At 63.1% G+C, this 16,923-nt stretch carries 17 protein-coding genes; 9 read left to right on the top strand and 8 right to left on the bottom strand.

Annotated features, from left to right (window positions below):
• Window positions 1-45: 45 nt before the first annotated feature.
• From ASD76_RS10210 to ASD76_RS10180, 7 genes are all read right to left on the bottom strand, one after another.
• Window positions 46-1,050 (bottom strand): type II secretion system F family protein, encoded by a 1,005-nt coding sequence (locus ASD76_RS10210; RefSeq protein ID WP_055922073.1) that lies wholly within the window; start codon window positions 1,048-1,050, stop codon window positions 46-48.
• Window positions 1,051-1,069: 19 nt separating this feature from the next.
• Window positions 1,070-2,041 carry a type II secretion system F family protein gene (locus tag ASD76_RS10205; protein ID WP_055922069.1) on the bottom strand — a complete coding sequence of 324 codons (972 nt, stop codon included), beginning with the start codon at window positions 2,039-2,041 and terminating at the stop codon, window positions 1,070-1,072.
• Between the two features lie 64 nt (window positions 2,042-2,105).
• On the bottom strand, window positions 2,106-3,401 hold the full coding sequence (locus tag ASD76_RS10200) for a pilus assembly protein CpaE (protein WP_055922065.1): 1,296 nt from the start codon (window positions 3,399-3,401) through the stop codon (window positions 2,106-2,108).
• The gene (locus tag ASD76_RS10195; RefSeq protein WP_055922062.1) at window positions 3,401-4,048 is read right to left on the bottom strand and encodes a CpaD family pilus assembly protein; all 648 of its coding nucleotides are present in this window, start codon (window positions 4,046-4,048) and stop codon (window positions 3,401-3,403) included. The genes ASD76_RS10200 and ASD76_RS10195 overlap by 1 nt, the downstream gene beginning before the upstream one ends.
• A 16-nt stretch (window positions 4,049-4,064) precedes the next feature.
• A complete protein-coding gene (locus tag ASD76_RS10190) occupies window positions 4,065-5,642 on the bottom strand; it encodes a type II and III secretion system protein family protein (RefSeq protein WP_082553793.1) in 1,578 nt (525 codons plus the stop codon).
• Window positions 5,643-5,709: 67 nt separating this feature from the next.
• Entirely contained in the window at window positions 5,710-6,798 is a 1,089-nt protein-coding gene (cpaB, locus tag ASD76_RS10185; protein ID WP_055922057.1) for a Flp pilus assembly protein CpaB, read from the bottom strand.
• 69 nt (window positions 6,799-6,867) lie between these two features.
• Window positions 6,868-7,356 (bottom strand): prepilin peptidase, encoded by a 489-nt coding sequence (locus ASD76_RS10180; RefSeq protein ID WP_055922054.1) that lies wholly within the window; start codon window positions 7,354-7,356, stop codon window positions 6,868-6,870.
• 30 nt (window positions 7,357-7,386) lie between these two features.
• Between ASD76_RS10180 and ASD76_RS10175 the strand changes: the two genes are divergently transcribed.
• The 9 genes from ASD76_RS10175 (at window position 7,387) to ASD76_RS10135 (ending at window position 16,166) form a co-directional block, all read left to right on the top strand.
• The gene (locus ASD76_RS10175; protein ID WP_082553718.1) at window positions 7,387-8,421 is read left to right on the top strand and encodes an alpha/beta hydrolase; all 1,035 of its coding nucleotides are present in this window, start codon (window positions 7,387-7,389) and stop codon (window positions 8,419-8,421) included.
• Window positions 8,418-9,515 carry an NAD(P)/FAD-dependent oxidoreductase gene (locus tag ASD76_RS10170; protein WP_055922048.1) on the top strand — a complete coding sequence of 366 codons (1,098 nt, stop codon included), beginning with the start codon at window positions 8,418-8,420 and terminating at the stop codon, window positions 9,513-9,515. Before ASD76_RS10175 ends, ASD76_RS10170 begins: the two co-directional genes overlap by 4 nt.
• 432 nt (window positions 9,516-9,947) lie before the next feature.
• Entirely contained in the window at window positions 9,948-10,598 is a 651-nt protein-coding gene (locus ASD76_RS10165) for a hypothetical protein (RefSeq protein ID WP_055922044.1), read from the top strand.
• Between the two features lie 305 nt (window positions 10,599-10,903).
• Window positions 10,904-11,110 carry a helix-turn-helix transcriptional regulator gene (locus ASD76_RS10160; protein ID WP_055922040.1) on the top strand — a complete coding sequence of 69 codons (207 nt, stop codon included), beginning with the start codon at window positions 10,904-10,906 and terminating at the stop codon, window positions 11,108-11,110.
• Window positions 11,103-11,558 (top strand): hypothetical protein, encoded by a 456-nt coding sequence (locus ASD76_RS10155; protein WP_055922037.1) that lies wholly within the window; start codon window positions 11,103-11,105, stop codon window positions 11,556-11,558. Before ASD76_RS10160 ends, ASD76_RS10155 begins: the two co-directional genes overlap by 8 nt.
• A gap of 297 nt (window positions 11,559-11,855) precedes the next feature.
• Complete coding sequence (locus tag ASD76_RS10150) at window positions 11,856-12,242, top strand: BlaI/MecI/CopY family transcriptional regulator (RefSeq protein WP_055923154.1); 387 nt, start codon at window positions 11,856-11,858, stop codon at window positions 12,240-12,242.
• Window positions 12,242-13,366 (top strand): M56 family metallopeptidase, encoded by a 1,125-nt coding sequence (locus tag ASD76_RS10145; RefSeq protein WP_156457636.1) that lies wholly within the window; start codon window positions 12,242-12,244, stop codon window positions 13,364-13,366. Before ASD76_RS10150 ends, ASD76_RS10145 begins: the two co-directional genes overlap by 1 nt.
• Window positions 13,363-14,664, top strand: coding sequence for a serine hydrolase (locus ASD76_RS10140; protein WP_055922030.1), 1,302 nt, complete (start codon window positions 13,363-13,365; stop codon window positions 14,662-14,664). Before ASD76_RS10145 ends, ASD76_RS10140 begins: the two co-directional genes overlap by 4 nt.
• Window positions 14,664-16,166, top strand: a complete 1,503-nt coding sequence (locus tag ASD76_RS10135) for a serine hydrolase domain-containing protein (protein WP_055922026.1) — start codon at window positions 14,664-14,666, stop codon at window positions 16,164-16,166. Before ASD76_RS10140 ends, ASD76_RS10135 begins: the two co-directional genes overlap by 1 nt.
• Here ASD76_RS10135 and ASD76_RS10130 read toward each other — a convergent pair.
• On the bottom strand, window positions 16,163-16,921 hold the full coding sequence (locus tag ASD76_RS10130) for a hypothetical protein (protein WP_055922023.1): 759 nt from the start codon (window positions 16,919-16,921) through the stop codon (window positions 16,163-16,165). The two genes, ASD76_RS10135 and ASD76_RS10130, sit on opposite strands and share 4 nt — an antisense overlap.
• Between the last annotated feature and the right edge of the window lie 2 nt (window positions 16,922-16,923).

The raw sequence follows: 16,923 nt of genomic DNA, 5'->3' as shown, positions 1-16,923 counted from the left end.
GCGGCCGAAACCGCGGGGCTCCCCTCTCGCCCAGCGGGCAATTCTTCAGCCGATCCCGTCGCTGAATGCGTCCGAAATGTCGCAGGCAGCCGGCCCAAGGATCGCGATGAACAGAACGGGCAGAATGAACAGGATCAGCGGCACCGTCATGATCGCCGGCAGCCGTGCAGCCTTTTCCTCTGCTCGCATCATGCGTTCGTTACGGAACTCCGCTGAAAGCACGCGGAGCGCCGAAGCCAACGGCGTACCATAACGTTCCGTCTGGATCATTGTCGTGACCACGCCCTTGATGGCGTCGAGGTCGACACGATACGCGAAATTCTCGAACGCCTGGCGCCGCTCGGTAAGGAACGACAGTTCAATTGCGGTAAGCGCGAACTCATCCCCCAGTTCGGGATAGGCACGGCCAAGTTCCTTGGCGACGCGGTTGAAGGCCGTATCGACTGTAAGGCCGGCTTCCGCGCAAATCACCATCAGGTCGAGCGCGTCGGGAAGGCCCTTGCGAATCTCGTCGGTGCGCTTCTTCGCCTTGTTCTTGAGAAAGGTCTCGGGCCCCTTGTACCCGGCAAGCACCAGGAAGGCGAAGGCCATGAAGCGTTTGAAGCTGCTCCAGTCGGGGAACATGTCCATCCAGTAGAGTGCAACAACCCCAATAAAGCCAAGCACAATCGGCAGGATCATTCGCGCAAAGATGACGATGACCGCGAATTCCTTGTTGCGGTATCCGGCCTGCGCCAGCAGCTGCTGAATCGCCTTGATCTGACTGTCCTGAAGGACCTTCATGCCCGCAAGCGTGTCTTTGACCCGGTCGGTAGTTTCGGTCCGGCGCAACAGGCTTTGACGCTTGCGACCGCTCGAAGATGTTAGGCCCGACTTCAACTCGTCGCGGCGAGCGTTGAGCGATTTGATACGCTTGGCCATCGGGTCCCGCACAGTCAGGACACCGTAGATGACGTACAGCATCGCCGCCGCGGCGATACCAGCAAGTATCGAACCGACGAGGATGACGTCGACTCCGAGGAGGGTAGGACCTGTTGCCGGGTTGATCATGGGTCTGTCCGTTTCCCGCTCAGATTTCGAAGCTGACCATCTTGGCCATGATGAATGCCCCGAGCGACATCCAGACGAGTCCACCAAGACCAGTCACAATGAGCCTGTCTTCGGTGAAGAACCGCGTGGCGTAGGTGGGATTGATGAACCAAATGGCGGCGAAGACGATGAACGGCAGTGCGCCGACGATGTAGGCAGACGCTTTGGATTCCGAGCTCATCGCGCGGATCTTCAACTTCATCTGCGCGCGTTTTCGCAGCACGTCGGCAAGATTGCTCAAGGTCTCCGCCAGGTTGCCACCCGTCTCGCGTTGGATGGCCAAGGTAATCACGAAGAACTGGAACTCCGCAGTGCCCAGCTTGTCTGCCGTTACCTGGAGGGAGTCCTCCATCGTGCGGCCGATCTTCATGCGTTCCACCGCAGACCGAAATTCCTCGCCGACGGGTCCGGACACTTCCTGTCCGACCACCGAAAGCGTTTCGGATACCGGCAGGCCCGAGCGCAGGCCTCGTACAAGCAGCTCGATCCCATCAGGAAACTTCGCATTGAAGTTATTGGTGCGCTTCTTGATCAAATGACTGACCACAAGGTGGGGCAGGCCAGCGCCGGCCAGCACACCGAGGCCCAATGACAGCAACGCCGAACCGCTACGCAGGTACATGATGACCAAGACGGTCAGCGCCAGACCGATCGATCCATAGAGATATTGCGATACGGTCCAGCCCTTGCCAGTGCGTTGCAGCCGGATGGCGAGCGCTTCCTGGCGAGAGCCAGATCCCGCTATCTTGTGGAATTTCGGCTTCCGCGCGGCGATCGCCTTCTTCAACTGCGATTCGACGCGGTCGAGTGTGTTCTCGGAATGGCGATAGCGGACAGACTGGAGGCGTCGTTGCCCCTCTTTGCCAGGAGATTTCCCGACAAAGGCCAGATAGGCGAGGACGATCACCGTGAAGAGGCCGCCGCTCACTAGCAATAGCTGGATGATGCTCATGTTCCGCCCTTGCGTGTCCGATCGCTAGTTCAGAGTACGGGCGAGGTCCCGCACCCTAACTTACTTAGCTGAGCTCAGCTTCCCGTGACGATTTGCCCTTTGCCTTCTTGGCCAGCAGCGACTTGAGATCCAACTTGCCCAGCAGCGAAATGTTGGTGGTGGTTTCGGCCAAGCTGGCACCATCGTCGTCGCTCGCCCCGAGAATCGCCTTGGCGATTTCCCGGATCGTCTGGCCCGATTTCGCCGTGCGATTGGCATCGGCGAATGTCTGGCCCAACTTGGCAGCGTTGGTCGCGGCCTTGAGATCGTAAGGGATCAGGTAGTTCACCTTACGCTCGATCGACGCTTCGAAATCGTTGCGGCTGATCTCGCTCGCGCCCGCCTGAACCTTGTTGGCCACGATCAGAGGCTGCGCGTTCGGCGCGTTGCTCTTGAGCCAGGCGAGGATGCGGATGGTGTCACGAGCAGATGCCAAGGTCATCTCGGTGACCAAGGTCACCACGTTCACGTCCGCCAGCAGATGCGGGAAGTTGATCAGCATGTTGCGCGGCATGTCGATGACAGTCATCTCGAACGCCTGGCGGAATTCCTCCTCCAGCTGCACGAAAGCTGCACCGTCAGTTAGCAGAGGCGAATTGATTGGTGCTTCTGCCGACAGGACCGACAAGTGATCGTTGGCACGGATCATGGCGCGTTCGATGAACAGGCCGTCGATACGGCTCGGATTCTCGATCGCATCGGTGAGACCGCGACCTGGCTCCAGGTCGAGCGCGAGCGCGCCGGTTCCGAAGTGCACGTCGAGATCGAGCAGCGCGGTCGGCCGCTTGTGATCGGCGCTCAGCAACCAGGCGAGCGAGGTCGCGAGGGTGGAGGCACCGACGCCGCCACGCGTGCCGACCACGGCCGTCGAGACATGGGATTTAACCCCATCGCCATCGGCGTTGCGCGGCGCCATGAAGACCGCCTGAGCCTGGGTAAGCGAGTCACGCACCTGACTCGCCGAGAGCGGCTTGAGCAGGTAGTCGTGAATGCCGCTGGCGAGCAGATCGCGATAGAGGCGCACATCGTTGACCTGCCCAACGGCGATCACCACCGTGCCGGGTTCGCAAACCTCTGCCAGGGCGTTGATGTCGTTTAGCGGGTCACCGCTTTCCGAAAGGTCGACCATGAGGATCGCCGGGCTAGCCGAGATCGACAGGGACTGGACCGCGTTGCGCAGGCCGCCCTTGTTGCACTTCTCGGGCTGCCAGCCCATTTCGATGACTACTGGACGCAAGACGTCGAGCGCGCTCTCGTCGCAGATGAACGCCGCGAAGGGATCGCGATTGCCCAGTGGGCCTGGTTTCCAGGGCGAGTTCATCATTGGGCTCCTTGAGTGGTGCTGACGCCGCCGAGCGGCTGGCCGCCAGTGGGCTTCTGCTCACGATAGCTGTCGATGGCTTTGGTCGAGCTCATGACGACCGTTTCACCGGTGCCTGTCGCGCCGTGCAGAAGGTGTTCCGGATCGGCGACCATGGCGGCGAGGTTCGAATTGATCGAACAGCCATAGTCGCTCGAAGTGCCGTTGCCCTGGGCCGTGTCGGTCCAGTCAGGGCAGCCGGGGACGTAGGCGCGAGTGCGCGAAACCACGACGCGGACCGTGCCCGGATTGACGAACCCGTCCGTCACCGGGGCACCTGCGCTGAGTAGGATGCCATAGCGGCCGGCGATCGCGGCAACCTGGTCGTTCACAGATTGGTTCACCACCGATCCGTCTAGGGCCACGCGATCGCCGTACTTGAGGTTCATCGTTTCGAACCAGCCGGCGAGCCGCTGCTGTTCGGGATAGGAGAGACCGTTGGCGCTCGACGCGAGGTCGATGGTGAAGTTCTGGCGCTCGACAACTGGCTGGGCCACGCTGTTCAGCGACAGGTTCCCCTGGCTGTCGGAGGTGGCGCAGCCGGAAAGAGCCACTCCTAGGGAGAGGGCGAGTGCCGCGGCGACCGGGCTGTTCTTGCGAAGGGTCATCTGGTTCACCTTTCCCTTAGAGGCTGAAGCCGGGCGAAGCCGGTTCGGCACCGGCTGTTTCCTCGCCAATTCGGCGACGGTTGTCGGCGGTCTGGTCCGGAGTGGCCTGGTCGATCTGTCCAACCTGCGGGGCCGCGCCTCCTTCGGCCGCACGCGGCATTGGACGGGTTCCGCCGGTGACTCCGTTGTTGTCCTTCAACAGCAGGTACTGCTGGATCGGATCCGGCACCTGGAAGCCGTCGGTCGGCAGGCGGATATCACTGTCGTCGACCGGGCGCACCAAGTACGGCGTCACCACGATCACGAGTTCGGTCTGCTTGCGCTGGAAATTCGTCGAACGGAACAGGGCGCCGAGGATCGGGACGTCGCCGACTCCAGGGGCCTTGTCGATCAAGTTGCTTGAGCTGTTGCTCAGCAGGCCGGCAATCATGAAGCTCTGGCCGGAGCCGAGTTCGACGGTCGTTTCGGCGCGGCGCACGGTTAGCGCCGGAACCTGGACACCGCCAAGGGTTACGGCACCCTGAGAGGTAAGCTCGGAGACTTCCGGGCGGACGCGGATCGAGATACGACCATTGGCCAGTACCGTCGGCGTGTAAGCCAGGCTCACGCCGTAATTCTTGTATTCGACGGTGGTCGTGCCCAGGCCCTGGCTGAGGGGGATCGGGAACTCGCCGCCCGCGAGAAATTCCGCGGTTTCGCCCGAAAGCGCCGTCAGGTTCGGTTCGGCGAGCGTGGTCGACAGGCCGTCTTGTTCAGCAAGGTCGATCGCGGAGCCGATGTCGAGGCCGAGGAAGCGGCCGAAAATGCCCAGTGTGCTCCCGCCGTTTGGGTTCCGTGTCACAAGACTTGTGTCGCCCGGGGCCGAAGTTCCGCCAACAGCAAGCGGCGGAAAGACGCGAGCTCCGGTAATTGGGTCGATGTAGGAGGGATTCCATTGAGGGATCGCACCAGCGCGGCCCTGTGTAACCCCGAACCGAATGCCGCTTGTAGGATCATAGGTAGAGAGATTGACGCCCAGGGCGCGAACCAGCGAACGGTTCACTTCCGCGAAGCGAACGCGCAGGTTGACCTGCAGCGGCGTCGCCATGCGCAGGCGCGAGACCACGTTCGTGGTGTCGCCCATAAAGGCGGTTACCAAGCGTTCGGCCTCGGCGGCGTCTTCCGGAGCGGCAACCGTTCCGGTCAGCAGCACGGTGTTGGTGCCCATCGTGGCGACGCTGATGTTCGCGTCCGGCATGGCCAGGGTCAGCATCTGGTCGACGCTATCGATGTTCGAGCCCACGCGGACGTTGGCCGACCAGATGATGTCGCCGGCGCCGTTGCTGGCGTAGACCGTGGTCTCGCCGCCGGCCTTGCCGAAGACGTAGAGCTGGCGCTGTGACTTGACCTGGACGTCGGCGACACTCTCGTTCGAAACGAAGATGTCTGCCATGTTGCCCGGTACCGTCACCAGCTGGCCTCGCCCGATCGACAGGGCGATATCCTGTGCCGGGCTGACGATAGCCTGGGCCATCGCCGGGCCAGAGGTGGCAGCGGCCAGCGGCGCGAGGGCGCAGGCTGCGACCAGCACTGTCTTGAGAACGCGACTCTTCATTGTCTTGCCCCTTACCTTCTCGCTTGCCTTGTTTCGGCTGAGGTTGCCCGCTTCGAGTGTCATGAAATTACCTTAGGGTTGTCAGGGCGGTGGGCGCTGTCCGTCCGACTGCGCGTGCGCCTTGGCCGGTGCGGTCGAGCAGCGCGCCAGCGCCTCGATTGACCGATTCAACCGTGGTGTCTTTGCCGCGGGTCACACGGACCGTCGGGCCCGACGGAACCGCAGGTCCAGCAGCAACCGGTTGCCCACCGGACTGAGCCGGGGCTGCCTGGGACAGGACCGGCATCGAACTGCGCTGGAAGCGCGATACGTCGCCACCGGTTACAAAGGTGGAAGCACCGTCCTGCGGACGCGCCATGGCCTGGCGCAGGAGCTTTTCTTCCTGCTCCTTCGTGGCGCCTTCGGGCAGATCAACGGCACCGGAGGCGACTGCACGTTCGAGCTCGCTCTGGTTGTCGGCGATCGAGCGAAGCGACAGGCTGAGCGTGCCGACCGTCTGCGCGACCGAGATCTTCTCGGCGATCTTGGGCGTAACTTCGAGCGTCACCGTGCTGACATTGCGCACGACGGTCTTGCCGTCAGGCGTGGTCTCGGTTTCGGTGAACTTGTCAGTCGCCAGGACGCGCAGGTTGCGCAGAATGGTCTCGGTGGCCTTGAGCTCTTGCCCATCCCCTGAGACGGCCTGGGTCAGCATCAGGTCGACCCGGTCGCCCGGGAAGATGAAGCCGCCGACGCCGGTCTGAGCCGAAACCGGAACAGTTACCGCACGCATGCCCGGTCCAAGAGCAGCGGCTAGGAAGCCACGATCGCCAGGGCTAACCAGCGAGCCCTGAGTGACCGGCTCGCCAGCCGTGATCGGATTGCGGACGACCGTGCCGATGAGCTTGGCCATGTCGGCTTCGCCGTCGAGGAAGTAGGCGTCCTGAACCATCTCCTGCGGCCAGAGCTGAAAGCCCACAGCATCTGCAGTGATGATCGTGCCGACGGGAAGTGCCCGCTTGGCGACCAGGACCTTCGGACCCTCGGGCTGCGCGGGCAGCGCGGCGGCGTCCACTTGCGGGGCGGCCGCCCCCGTCAGCATGCTACGGGCGGCGAAAGCGGTACCGATCGCGACGATCAGCGCCCCAAGCAGCAGAACCAGCTTCTTCCTGTCCATGATGCGTGTTGCCTTCTTAAGGGTCCAAGAAAATTGATTGCGGACGTTGTAGGTTTGGAATGGTTAAGATCAGGTTCCAGCGGTGGCGGTGGCCACCGGCAGGTAGGTGGTGCCGAGGATCCACAGCCCCGCCGCAGCGATCGCCAATCCGTATGGAATCGCCATCTTGTCACGCTGGCGGCGCATCAGATGCCAGGCACCGAAAACAATCGTCAGTAAGCCCCCGATCAGCGCCATCAGAACCAGGAGCTGCAGGAACGGGAGCGGAGCGATCCACAACGCCAGCGCGGTCAGCAGCTTGATGTCGCCACCTCCCATCTGACCGAGCGCGAACAGACCACAAAGAACGGCAAAGGTGAGCAGAGCCAGGCCAAGCTGCATCGCCACGTCGGGCCACAGATCCATGCCACTCGCCCACCAGAACAACGGTGCCGCCAGAGCGATGCTGGCGTTGAGCCAGTTCGCGATCTTGCGGCTGCGCAGATCGGTAAATGCGGCGGTCAGCAGCGCAATTGCCAAAGCGGCAAGCAGCCCGTACCGGAATGGATCGTCTAGCATCGAAACCCCATCTCGCCGGGGAAATCCCCAATGCGGCTTTCTGGTGCTAGCGCAGATGACTTACTAAAAAGTAACCACTGGCGGGAGGCCGGAGTTAGCCAAGTAACCAACTTGACGGCCAAGGTATTCAATCGCCGTGCCATTCCATCGGGCACAATCGAAAGCCGTTGGTCAGCGCCGGATGGACATCTGATTCGCCGGATCGACTGGCCGCAGCCGTCAACGGCGCGTGGATCGCTGTTGTTCATGCCAGGTCGCGGTGACGCATATGAAAAGTACCTCGAGGTGCTTGATCACTGGCATGGCCAGGGTTGGGGCGTGACCGCCGCTGATTGGCGCGGTCAGGCCGGGTCGGGCCGCTTTGGACTAGACGAGGTCACCGGACATATAGGTGAGTTCACGGAGTGGACCGCCGACTTGTCGGCCTTCTGGAAAGAGTGGTCGCAGGACAGGAAAGGCCCGTTGGTGCTCATTGGCCATTCGATGGGCGGCCATCTCGCGCTGCGGGTCGTCGCCGAAAGAGCGCTGGCTCCTGCCCCCGATGCCCTGGTCCTGGTCGCTCCAATGCTCGACGTTTCGCCCGAGGCATTGCCCCCGGCGTTCAAGCACGCCTTCGCTCGTTTCATGGCATCGCTCGGGGACCCGCGTCGGCCGGCCTGGAAATGGAGCGAGGTTCCGGGGGCAGTGCCCGCAGGCCGACAGGCCCTTCTGACGCATCACGATGAACGTTACGCCGACGAGCTATGGTGGCGGCAAGAGCGGCCCGAGCTGGTCATGGGTACCGGTAGCTGGGGATGGGTCGCCAGTTCACTCGCATCGATCAGGCAGTTGAACCGTCCAGGCACTCTCGAAGCCGTGGACACGCCCGTCTACATTGTCGCGACGCGCGCGGATCGGCTTGTCGGATCGCGCGCGATCCACCATGCGGCGACACGACTGCCTCGAGCCCAGACTCTGTGGTTCGGACCCGAGGCGAGGCATGAAATCCTTCGCGAGGCCGACCCCGTCCGCCAGCGGGCTCTCGCCGGGATCGACGCCTTTCTCGAGGAAGTTTCAACGACGTGAATACCAGTTTCGATATTGCCGTGATCGGTGCGGGAATGGCCGGAGCAAGCATTGCCGCCGAGCTCGCGCCCCATGCCAAAGTGCTGGTGGCTGAAGCAGAGACCATGCCGGGCTATCATGCGACCGGCCGCTCCGCTGCGTTCTGGGAAGAGTGTTATGGCGGCCCCGGGGTTGTCCCCCTGACGCTGGCGTCCGGCAAGTACTTGCGCCAGCACGACATGCTCTCGCCAAGGGGCGCGCTCTATCTTGGACGCGCTGAAGATGAACCGGCGATCGACGCGTTCATGGAGCGATTTGGAGGAACGGGAGTCCACATCGAGAAGCTCGGCCGTTCGTCGCTGGAAGAACGGATGGCTGGATTGCGGCCGGAATGGACGTTCGCCGTATCCGAGCCTGCATGCGCTGACATCGATGTCGCAGGGTTGCACCAGCACTACCTAGCTCTCGCCCGGAAAGCCGGAGCTGAGTTGCGAACATCCTGTGCGCTGGAGAGTGCCGAGCGCGAAGGCGATGGTTGGCGGCTCTCCTTCGGGCGAAGCGGCGAAGCTCATGCGAAGGTGCTGGTGAACGCAGCGGGCGCCTGGGCTGATCGGGTCGCGGGACTGGCAGGCGCGCGAGCCTTGGGCATTACCCCGTTCCGCCGCACGGTAATCCAGCTCCGCACCGATCCGCCGCCGCCAACGGATTTGCCGCTGGTGCTCGACATCTCCGGGCAGTTCTACTTCAAGCCGGAGCATGGCCGGCTGTGGCTCAGCCCGCATGATGAGACGCCCAATCCGGCGTCCGACGTAGCGCCTGAAGAACTCGACGTGGCCATTGCGATCGATCGGTTCGAAGGAGTGGTCGATTGGCGGGTTGCGGCGGTGGAACGCAAGTGGGCGGGGCTGCGGAGCTTCGCTCCCGATCGCATGCCGGTCTATGGCTTTGACGGGGCGCGGGACGGGTTCTTCTGGTTCGCCGGACAAGGCGGGTTCGGCATCCAGACCGCCCCCGCGGCCGCGCGTCTTGGAGCGCAACTCCTGTTGGGCCTGCCGCGTGATGAGATGACCGAGGCGCTCGACGCGGAGCTCTATTCACCGCGGCGGCTGGGCTAGCTCTGCTCGAAAACTCTACGGACGGCATCAATGCTGAGAAGGCAGTTATATCGTGGGTAAGAGCGGGCGGTCTGCAAACGACCCACTGCGGACACTTGATGGCGCTGGCATTATTACGCTTGACGCGTTTGTTAATATCGATAGTCTGCCGCCAGGCATCGTAGCGTGCGCCATGTTGGACCATCATCGACCCGACGTTCGGCACACGCGTCAATGGCGAGCCTGAACTGCTGGGCATGGAAGGTGGACGGAAGATGTCGATCCACGAGGCGATGACTATCCGTTGTAAGCCGGCCAAGGCCTTCTTCCAACGGCGCCAGCAGCAGACGCACACCGCCGTACCTGCCGAATAATCGATTGCGTTAACCGGTCCGCGACCTGACCCCGCGCCCGTGCGCTGCGGAGGCCGCTCAGTCTCAGGGAGTAAGCAGATTGAAACTGAGGATCACCGGCGCAGGTCTAACTTTGGCGGTTCTAACCATGGCCCACTCACCGGCCTTGGCGGAGGAAACTGCGTCAAGCACAACCGCGGCGGAGGTCACAGAAACTGCGCCCGTAGTGATGTCCGAAGCAGGACCAGTATCGTCATTCGTCCCGGCGGATTTTAGTGTTCCGATACTGGTTGAAACGGCCGGCTTCAAAATCGTGCCATTAGGGCCCGAATTGGTGGATCTTGATTTTGCCGCCTACATGTCATCCATCGAACACCTGCAGAAGACTTTCACTCGCAGCACCGACTGGCCTCACAAAGACATATCCGCGGCTGATGCCATGCGAGATATGGAAACCGAAGACGGCAGATTTAAGAACCGCAAATCATTTGCCTATGCCGTACTGACCCCGGATGGACGTCGCGAGCGTGGGTGTGTTTACGTTCATCCAAGTACCGTTGAAGGCTACGATGCCGAGGTCACGATCTGGGTAACCAAAGCCGAATATGACGCGGGCTTCGACGCCGAAATATACCAGTGGGTGACCAAATGGGTGCAAGCAGAATGGCCATTCGGAAAAGTTGCTTATCCTGGACGCGCTATCGAATGGGCAGCTTGGGATTCCCTCGTCGAAGCGAATAGGGCCAGATAAGTGGTTCCGGAAGAATAGTAACACTGAGCCCCTTTTTCTATTCCCGTGAGAAACCGCGGCGAGTTTCGGAACGTGGCAGTGTTTTCAAAGGGTCGGATGCTAACGTCTGCCTTCCGCCGTTGCGGTAACTCCGTGCGGCTTGAGGGCAAGTCGCCGCTCAACCCAAAGCGGGCTGTCTGCACAAGACCCAATGCGGACATAGCTCTATGTGATGTTTACATACCATAAAGTAGAGTACTGTTGACACATTATTATGTTAGGTATACCTACCTTTTGGGTAGGGAATCGTAACATGAGTTGAGTGTGTGAAGAACCGATTGAAGGTGTTGCGAGCGGAGCGAGACTGGAGCCAGGCCGAGCTTGGCGGGCGTCTGGGTGTTTCGCGCCACGCCATCATTGCGATCGAATCGGGCAAGCACGATCCTTCTCTCCCCCTCGCGTTCAAGATTGCTCGGCTGTTCAAGCAGCCCATCGAGGAGATTTTCGATGACGGGAAAGACGACCATGACTGACGCAGAGGGACCTGGCGTTCGCGCAGATAGGGCATCGAAAAAGCGGTTGCTGGTATTCCAGGGAATTTACGCTCTCGCGGCGACCGCATTAATGGTCGGGCTGATGTCGGGCAGGCGCGATCCTGTCGACGGATTTCCGCCCTTTACGCCCGAGGCTGGCGTGGCTGGGGCCGTTCTGCTCCCACTGCTGACGCTAGTAACAATGCGGTTCGCCCTGCGAATGTTGGACGAAGTCTTTCGTCGTATCGTCGTGGACGCTTGGGCAGTCAGCTTCGTCGTGACCATATTCGGCGCGACTTCATGGCTGTTTCTGGTTGCGGGCGGAGTTGTGCCAGAGCCTCCCGCCCGCGCGGTGTTCCTCAGTCTGCTCGCCGGTGGAGGCGTGACAGTGCTCATTACTGCCGTCTGGCTAAGGTGGCGGCGCGTCGGCGACTTGGGAGCAGTGTGAGGCGACCACGATAACCTTGCGAGCTAACGTCCGCTTTCCACCCATTGCGGACTTCATAAAGAGTTGAAGAGGTGAAAAGCGGATCGGCGGTATTCGGCCTGGTCCGACCCGAAAGCCGACGGTCTGCGTTCGGCCAGACGCTGCTGGTCCAGTCTGCGCCCATCTAGGGCACCCAACTAGCCGCACCCGCTAGCCAAGAGCAGTCGATGGGCAGTCCAGGACGTGCGCCAAATCCCCATTGCAGACGCGCTACAAATGTGGCACGCTACAAATGTAGCAGCGAAGGTGGAGGGGCCGATGTTGAAGAAGTTGCCCCCGCGCGAACGCGAGATCGTCGACCTGCTCTACGAGCGGGGCGACCTGACCGTGGCGGAGATTTCAGAAGCACTACCTGGGCAACTCAGCGGCTCGGCCATCCGGACGATGCTCAGCCGGCTCGAGCACAAGGGCTTCGTTCGCCGCACCGAGAGCTCGAAAGGCCATCTCTACCGACCTGCCGTGCCCGATAGCCAGGCGCGCAAGACCGCGCTCAAGGATCTGGTGAGGGTGTTCTTCCACGGCTCCCCCGCGGGCGCCGCGACAGCGCTGCTCGGCATGTCCGATCGGCTCGACGAGACCGAGCTCGACGAGCTTGAAGCGCTGATCGCCCAGGCCCGCGCCGCCAAACGCGAGGAGGGCAAGTGATGATCGTTCTCTTCACCGCGAAGTCGGTCGTGATCGCCGGCGGAACCCTGCTGGTACTACGGTTCATGCGCGGCCGCTCGGCTTCGGATCGGAGCTGGATCGCGCATCTCGGCTTGGCGGCGCTCGCTGCGCTGCCGCTGGGATCGTTGCTGTTTCCGCCGCTGGAGGTGCCGACCTCCTACGCCTCTGTCCTGGCCGAGGCCGCGACGGCAAGCTCCGGTACAGCGAGGGCCGCACCGATCGCGCCTGCGGTCCACACCCCTGTTGCAGAGCCGGGATGGGCGCAGCCAGCGGCGGACTGGCTGCTGCTGGCCTATGCCGTGATCGCTCTGTTCCTCATCGCCCGCACGCTGCTGGCGTTGCTGCGGCTGGTGCTGCTGACGGCGCGGGCTCGCGCCGTGACCGACGATCACTGGCTTCAGGCGCTCGCCCGGGCCCGGCTGCGGATCGGTTTCACAAAGAGCATCGCATTGTTGGCCAGCCACGAGATCGCCTCTCCGGTAAGCTGGGGGGTGCACGGGCCCAAGATCCTACTCAACACCGATGCCGTCGACGCGCCCGCGGACGCCGACGCCATCGTGGCGCACGAGCTGGCACACCTCGCGCGGGCGGACTGGGCCAAGCTGGTGCTTGCCCGCGTGAGCGTGGCGTTATTCTGGTTCAATCCCTTTGCCTGGCTGTTGGCGCGAGAGGCGCACCAGTTGCGCGAGGAAGCGGCCGACGACGCAGTGCTGGCCGCGGACGTCGAGGACACGGTTTATGCGAGCTTGCTGGTCAGCGCCGCCCGACTGCACAGCAACGGCCTGCTGTCCGGAGCCCACGGCGTCGCGCCCTCGCGAAACTCGCTCGCCCAGCGTGTCCGGCGGGTGCTCGACCGCGGCTTGAGCCGGTCGGCCAGCGGAACTAGCTGGGCCGCGGCCATGGCCATCGGCGCGGCCGCCCTGACGGCGCCGCTGATGACCTTGCAGTTCACCGATAGAGCGGCCGCTTCCTCGGCCTCTGCGCAGTTCGCGTCAGGCGACGATGCCGAAGTGGTCGTGTTTGAACTTCGAATACCGCCCCGCGAGTCCGATGCCCTGCCGAAATCGGCGCAAGAGGCGGGCTTAGGGCCCGTCACCAAGTGACCGACGTCGGAATCTCGCGCGCGATCGGGGTCGTTCATCGCGCCATTGCCGCACTCGTTCTTATCGCCACGCCCCTTGCCGCCGCCGCACAGGATGTCGAGCAGCGCGCCAGGGAAATCGTGGAGGTGTTGCAGGGAGAGGCGATCTACACGGACGTGTTCGACGAAGCCTTCACCTCGCGGGTTTCGCAGGAGCAGTTTTCCGCGATCTTCGATCAGGCTAAGGGCAAATACGGCCCGGTAGTTGGGCTGGAATCGGTCGAACCGACGTCGCCAACCGCTGCGAATATCGCCATCCGGTTCGAGCGCGGGATCGCTTCGGGGGTGTTCAACCTTGCCGGTAAGCCTCCCTACCGCGTCGCCGGCATTCTCGTGAACAACGTCGCCCCGGCCGATGACAGCACCGAGAAGCTGCTGGCCGATATCCAGGCATTGCCGGGCGAAACATCGATCCTCGTCACCCCGCTCGACGGTGGCGAGCCTTTGCTGTCGTACAATGCCGACCAGCATCTCGGCATCGGATCTGCCTTCAAGCTCTACGTCCTTTCCACGCTCGCCCGCCAAGTTGCTGCAGGAAAGCGAAGCTGGGGCGATGTCGTCCCGATCACCACCATAACCCATCCTTCCGGCGCTTCGAGGGACTGGCCGGAGGGGGCGCCGGTCACGCTGCACACCCTCGCCACGCTAATGATCTCGGTCAGCGACAACACCGCCACCGACAATTTGCTGTCGGCCGTCGGGCGCGGCGCAGTGGAGGCGGAGGTCGCCGCGTCGGGACATTCCGATCCCGCCCTGCTGGTTCCCTTCATGTCGACGCGCGAGATGATTGCTCTGAAGGTCAATGGCGATGTCGAAGCCTATCGAGCCGCCGACGCGGCCGGTCGCCTAGCCGTGCTCAAGGCCACCGCCGATAGCAAAATCGACATGTTCGAATTCATGACGACCTTCACCGGCCCACCCAAAGCCATCGATATCGAATGGCTGGTGTCGGGCGAGGACATGGCCAATCTCATGCGCCGCATCCGCGAACTCGACGATCCCACGGCGCGCGAGATCATGGCGGTCAGCACCTCTGTCCCGGATAACCTGAGCGGGGGCTGGCAGTATATCGGCTTCAAGGGCGGATCGGAGCCCGGTGTGCTCAACTTGAGCTGGCTGCTGCAGGAGCAGGCCGGCCAATGGCATGCGGTGACACTGAGCTGGAATAACACCGCTGCGGACGTCGACAGAGGGGCGCTCACGGCGCTCGCAATGCGCGCCATCGCGCTGGCCCGGCCGGCTGGTGGTGCTCGAGATTGATGAAGGGGACGACTGGGATGAGGGTGAGCGGTTTCTCGATGGCGCTGGCGGCCGGCGCTCTGGTCGCGAGTCTGCCCGCGCAAGCTCAGGTGTCGTTGCAGGCGCAGCAAGCCGCGCCTTCCCCTGAAGCGCAGGTCTTCGCCAGGCTCAGCGATGCCGAGGTGGAGCGCCGTGTCGGCGCAGTGATCGACGAAATCAGGACCCGCCCAGAGTTCGTCGGCCTGTCGGTGGCGGTGGCGCGCGGCGACCAGCTGATCGTGGATCGCGGCTACGGCATCGCAGACCTCGAATGGAACGCGCCGGTCGATGCGAGCACGTCTTTCCGCATCGGCTCGATGACCAAGCAGTTCACCGCCGCGGCCATCCTGAAGCTTGCGGAGCAGGGCAAGCTCGCCCTCGATGATCCGATGAGCCGATACGTGCCCGATTTCGACACCGGCGGCCGCGTGGTGACGATCCGCGAGTTGCTCAACCACACCTCGGGCATCCCCGAATACACGATGCAACCCGGCTTCTTCCCGAAGCTGTCGCCGCTCAACCTGAGCGACGCCGAGCTGATGCAGCTCGTGTCCGGCAAGCCGTTCGACTTCGAGCCGGGAACGAACTGGCGCTATTCGAACACCAACTACTACCTGCTGGGGATGGTCGTCGCCAAGGCGAGCGGCCGGCCCTACGCCACGTTCATGCAGGACGAGTTCTTTACGCCGCTCGGCCTGACGCACACGCGCTACGGCTCGGAGACCGCGATTATTCCACACCGGGCGCAGGGCTATTCCTTCGACCCGGACACACTCTCGCACTCCAACGACGCGGCGATCAGCATGAACACGCCGGGCGCCGGCGGAGCACTGGTCTCGAGCGCCGGTGACCTGGTGCGTTGGCAGATCGCCTTGACCAACGGGCGTGCGATCAGCCCCGCCTCATTCGAGCAGATGATCGGCTCGCCGGTCAAGACGGGGCCGGGCGACGCGCTCTACGGGTTTGGGGTGATGATCGACCGCCTGGACGGTCAACGCGTGATCACGCACGGCGGCGGCATAAACGGCTTCGGCGGCGTGCTGAGCTGGCTGCCCGACAGCGGCTTGCGCGTCGCTTTGATCTCCAACAGCGAGGCGATGCCGACTCCGATCATCCAACGGCGGATCATCGCCGCGCTGACGTCCGACGAGCCGCCTGAGCTGCGGACCACGCCACAGCCGGGCTCCGAGGCCGCGTTGCGCAAGATGATCACGGACATCGCGGCGGGGACTCCCGATTACTCGACGATGTCGCCGCTGGGTGCGGATATGACGCGCGCCATGCTCCCGACGTTACAGCAGATATACAAGGACCTCGGGCCGCTACGCTCCCTGACTTTCACGGAAGTCACGCTTGGGGATTTCGACTCCTATCGCGCCGAGTTCGCCAACGGCGCGGCGGTCTACACGATCTTGCTCGCTCCGGACGGCACGATCGCGACGGTCAACTACCGCCCCGTGCCACCCGGCGGGCCACGCAGCTAACGGTAGTGGACCAGCCCCAGAACTGCGGCGGCGACACGCTCGAAACCGGGTGAGCCGACCACCGCTTCGTGCAGCGCGCCTTCGGCGACTATCCAGCCCGCGCCGAGCAGCGACAAGGCGCCAATGCGGCCGGTCGTGCGGCGTTCTTGCAGGAGGATCGCCGCTGCCATCGACCACAGCGTCAGGTAGAGCCAGAACGTCGGCACCGGATCGTCCAGCCCCAGCGCATTGGCCCAGAAGCGGTTCACGCCGGGCGGGATGACGGGCAGCATGGCGAAGAGAATCATCCGGCGATGGACGTCTGGCCTCGTCCGGTTGCCGATCGCCAAGGCGAACATCAGGGCAAAGCCCAGGAAGGCGAGCAGCCCGAGGTAGAGCCCGTCGGTCCCGGCCGGTCTCCCGGCGGCATAACCGCGGCCCGAGGCGATTAGCTGCATCATCAGGCCGATGAGGATGGTCGCGGTGCCTTGTGCGATGCCCCAGGTACCGAGCGCGCGGTGCAGCTTCACGTTCCCGGAGCACACCAGTGCCGACTGCGTCAACAGCAGCAGCATCCAGGTGACGAACACCACGCCGTGCAGGTGCACTATCGGCGGCGCCGGCGGAAAATTGCCCTGGAGAGCGGGCAGGAAGGAGTGGAGCCCGAAGCCCGCGAAGACGAACAGGCACATCGCCAGCGTCATCCAGAAATAGAACGACGGCCTGAAGCGGCTACCAACAGTCGTCAAAGTCGCAGCGGCGACGGATGCGGTCATGA

Origin of the sequence: Altererythrobacter sp. Root672 (genome assembly GCF_001427865.1) — a bacterium.
Lineage (GTDB): Bacteria > Pseudomonadota > Alphaproteobacteria > Sphingomonadales > Sphingomonadaceae > Croceibacterium_A.
Note: the sequence above shows the minus strand (reverse complement) of the source record. Positions and strands in the feature narration are given on the sequence as shown.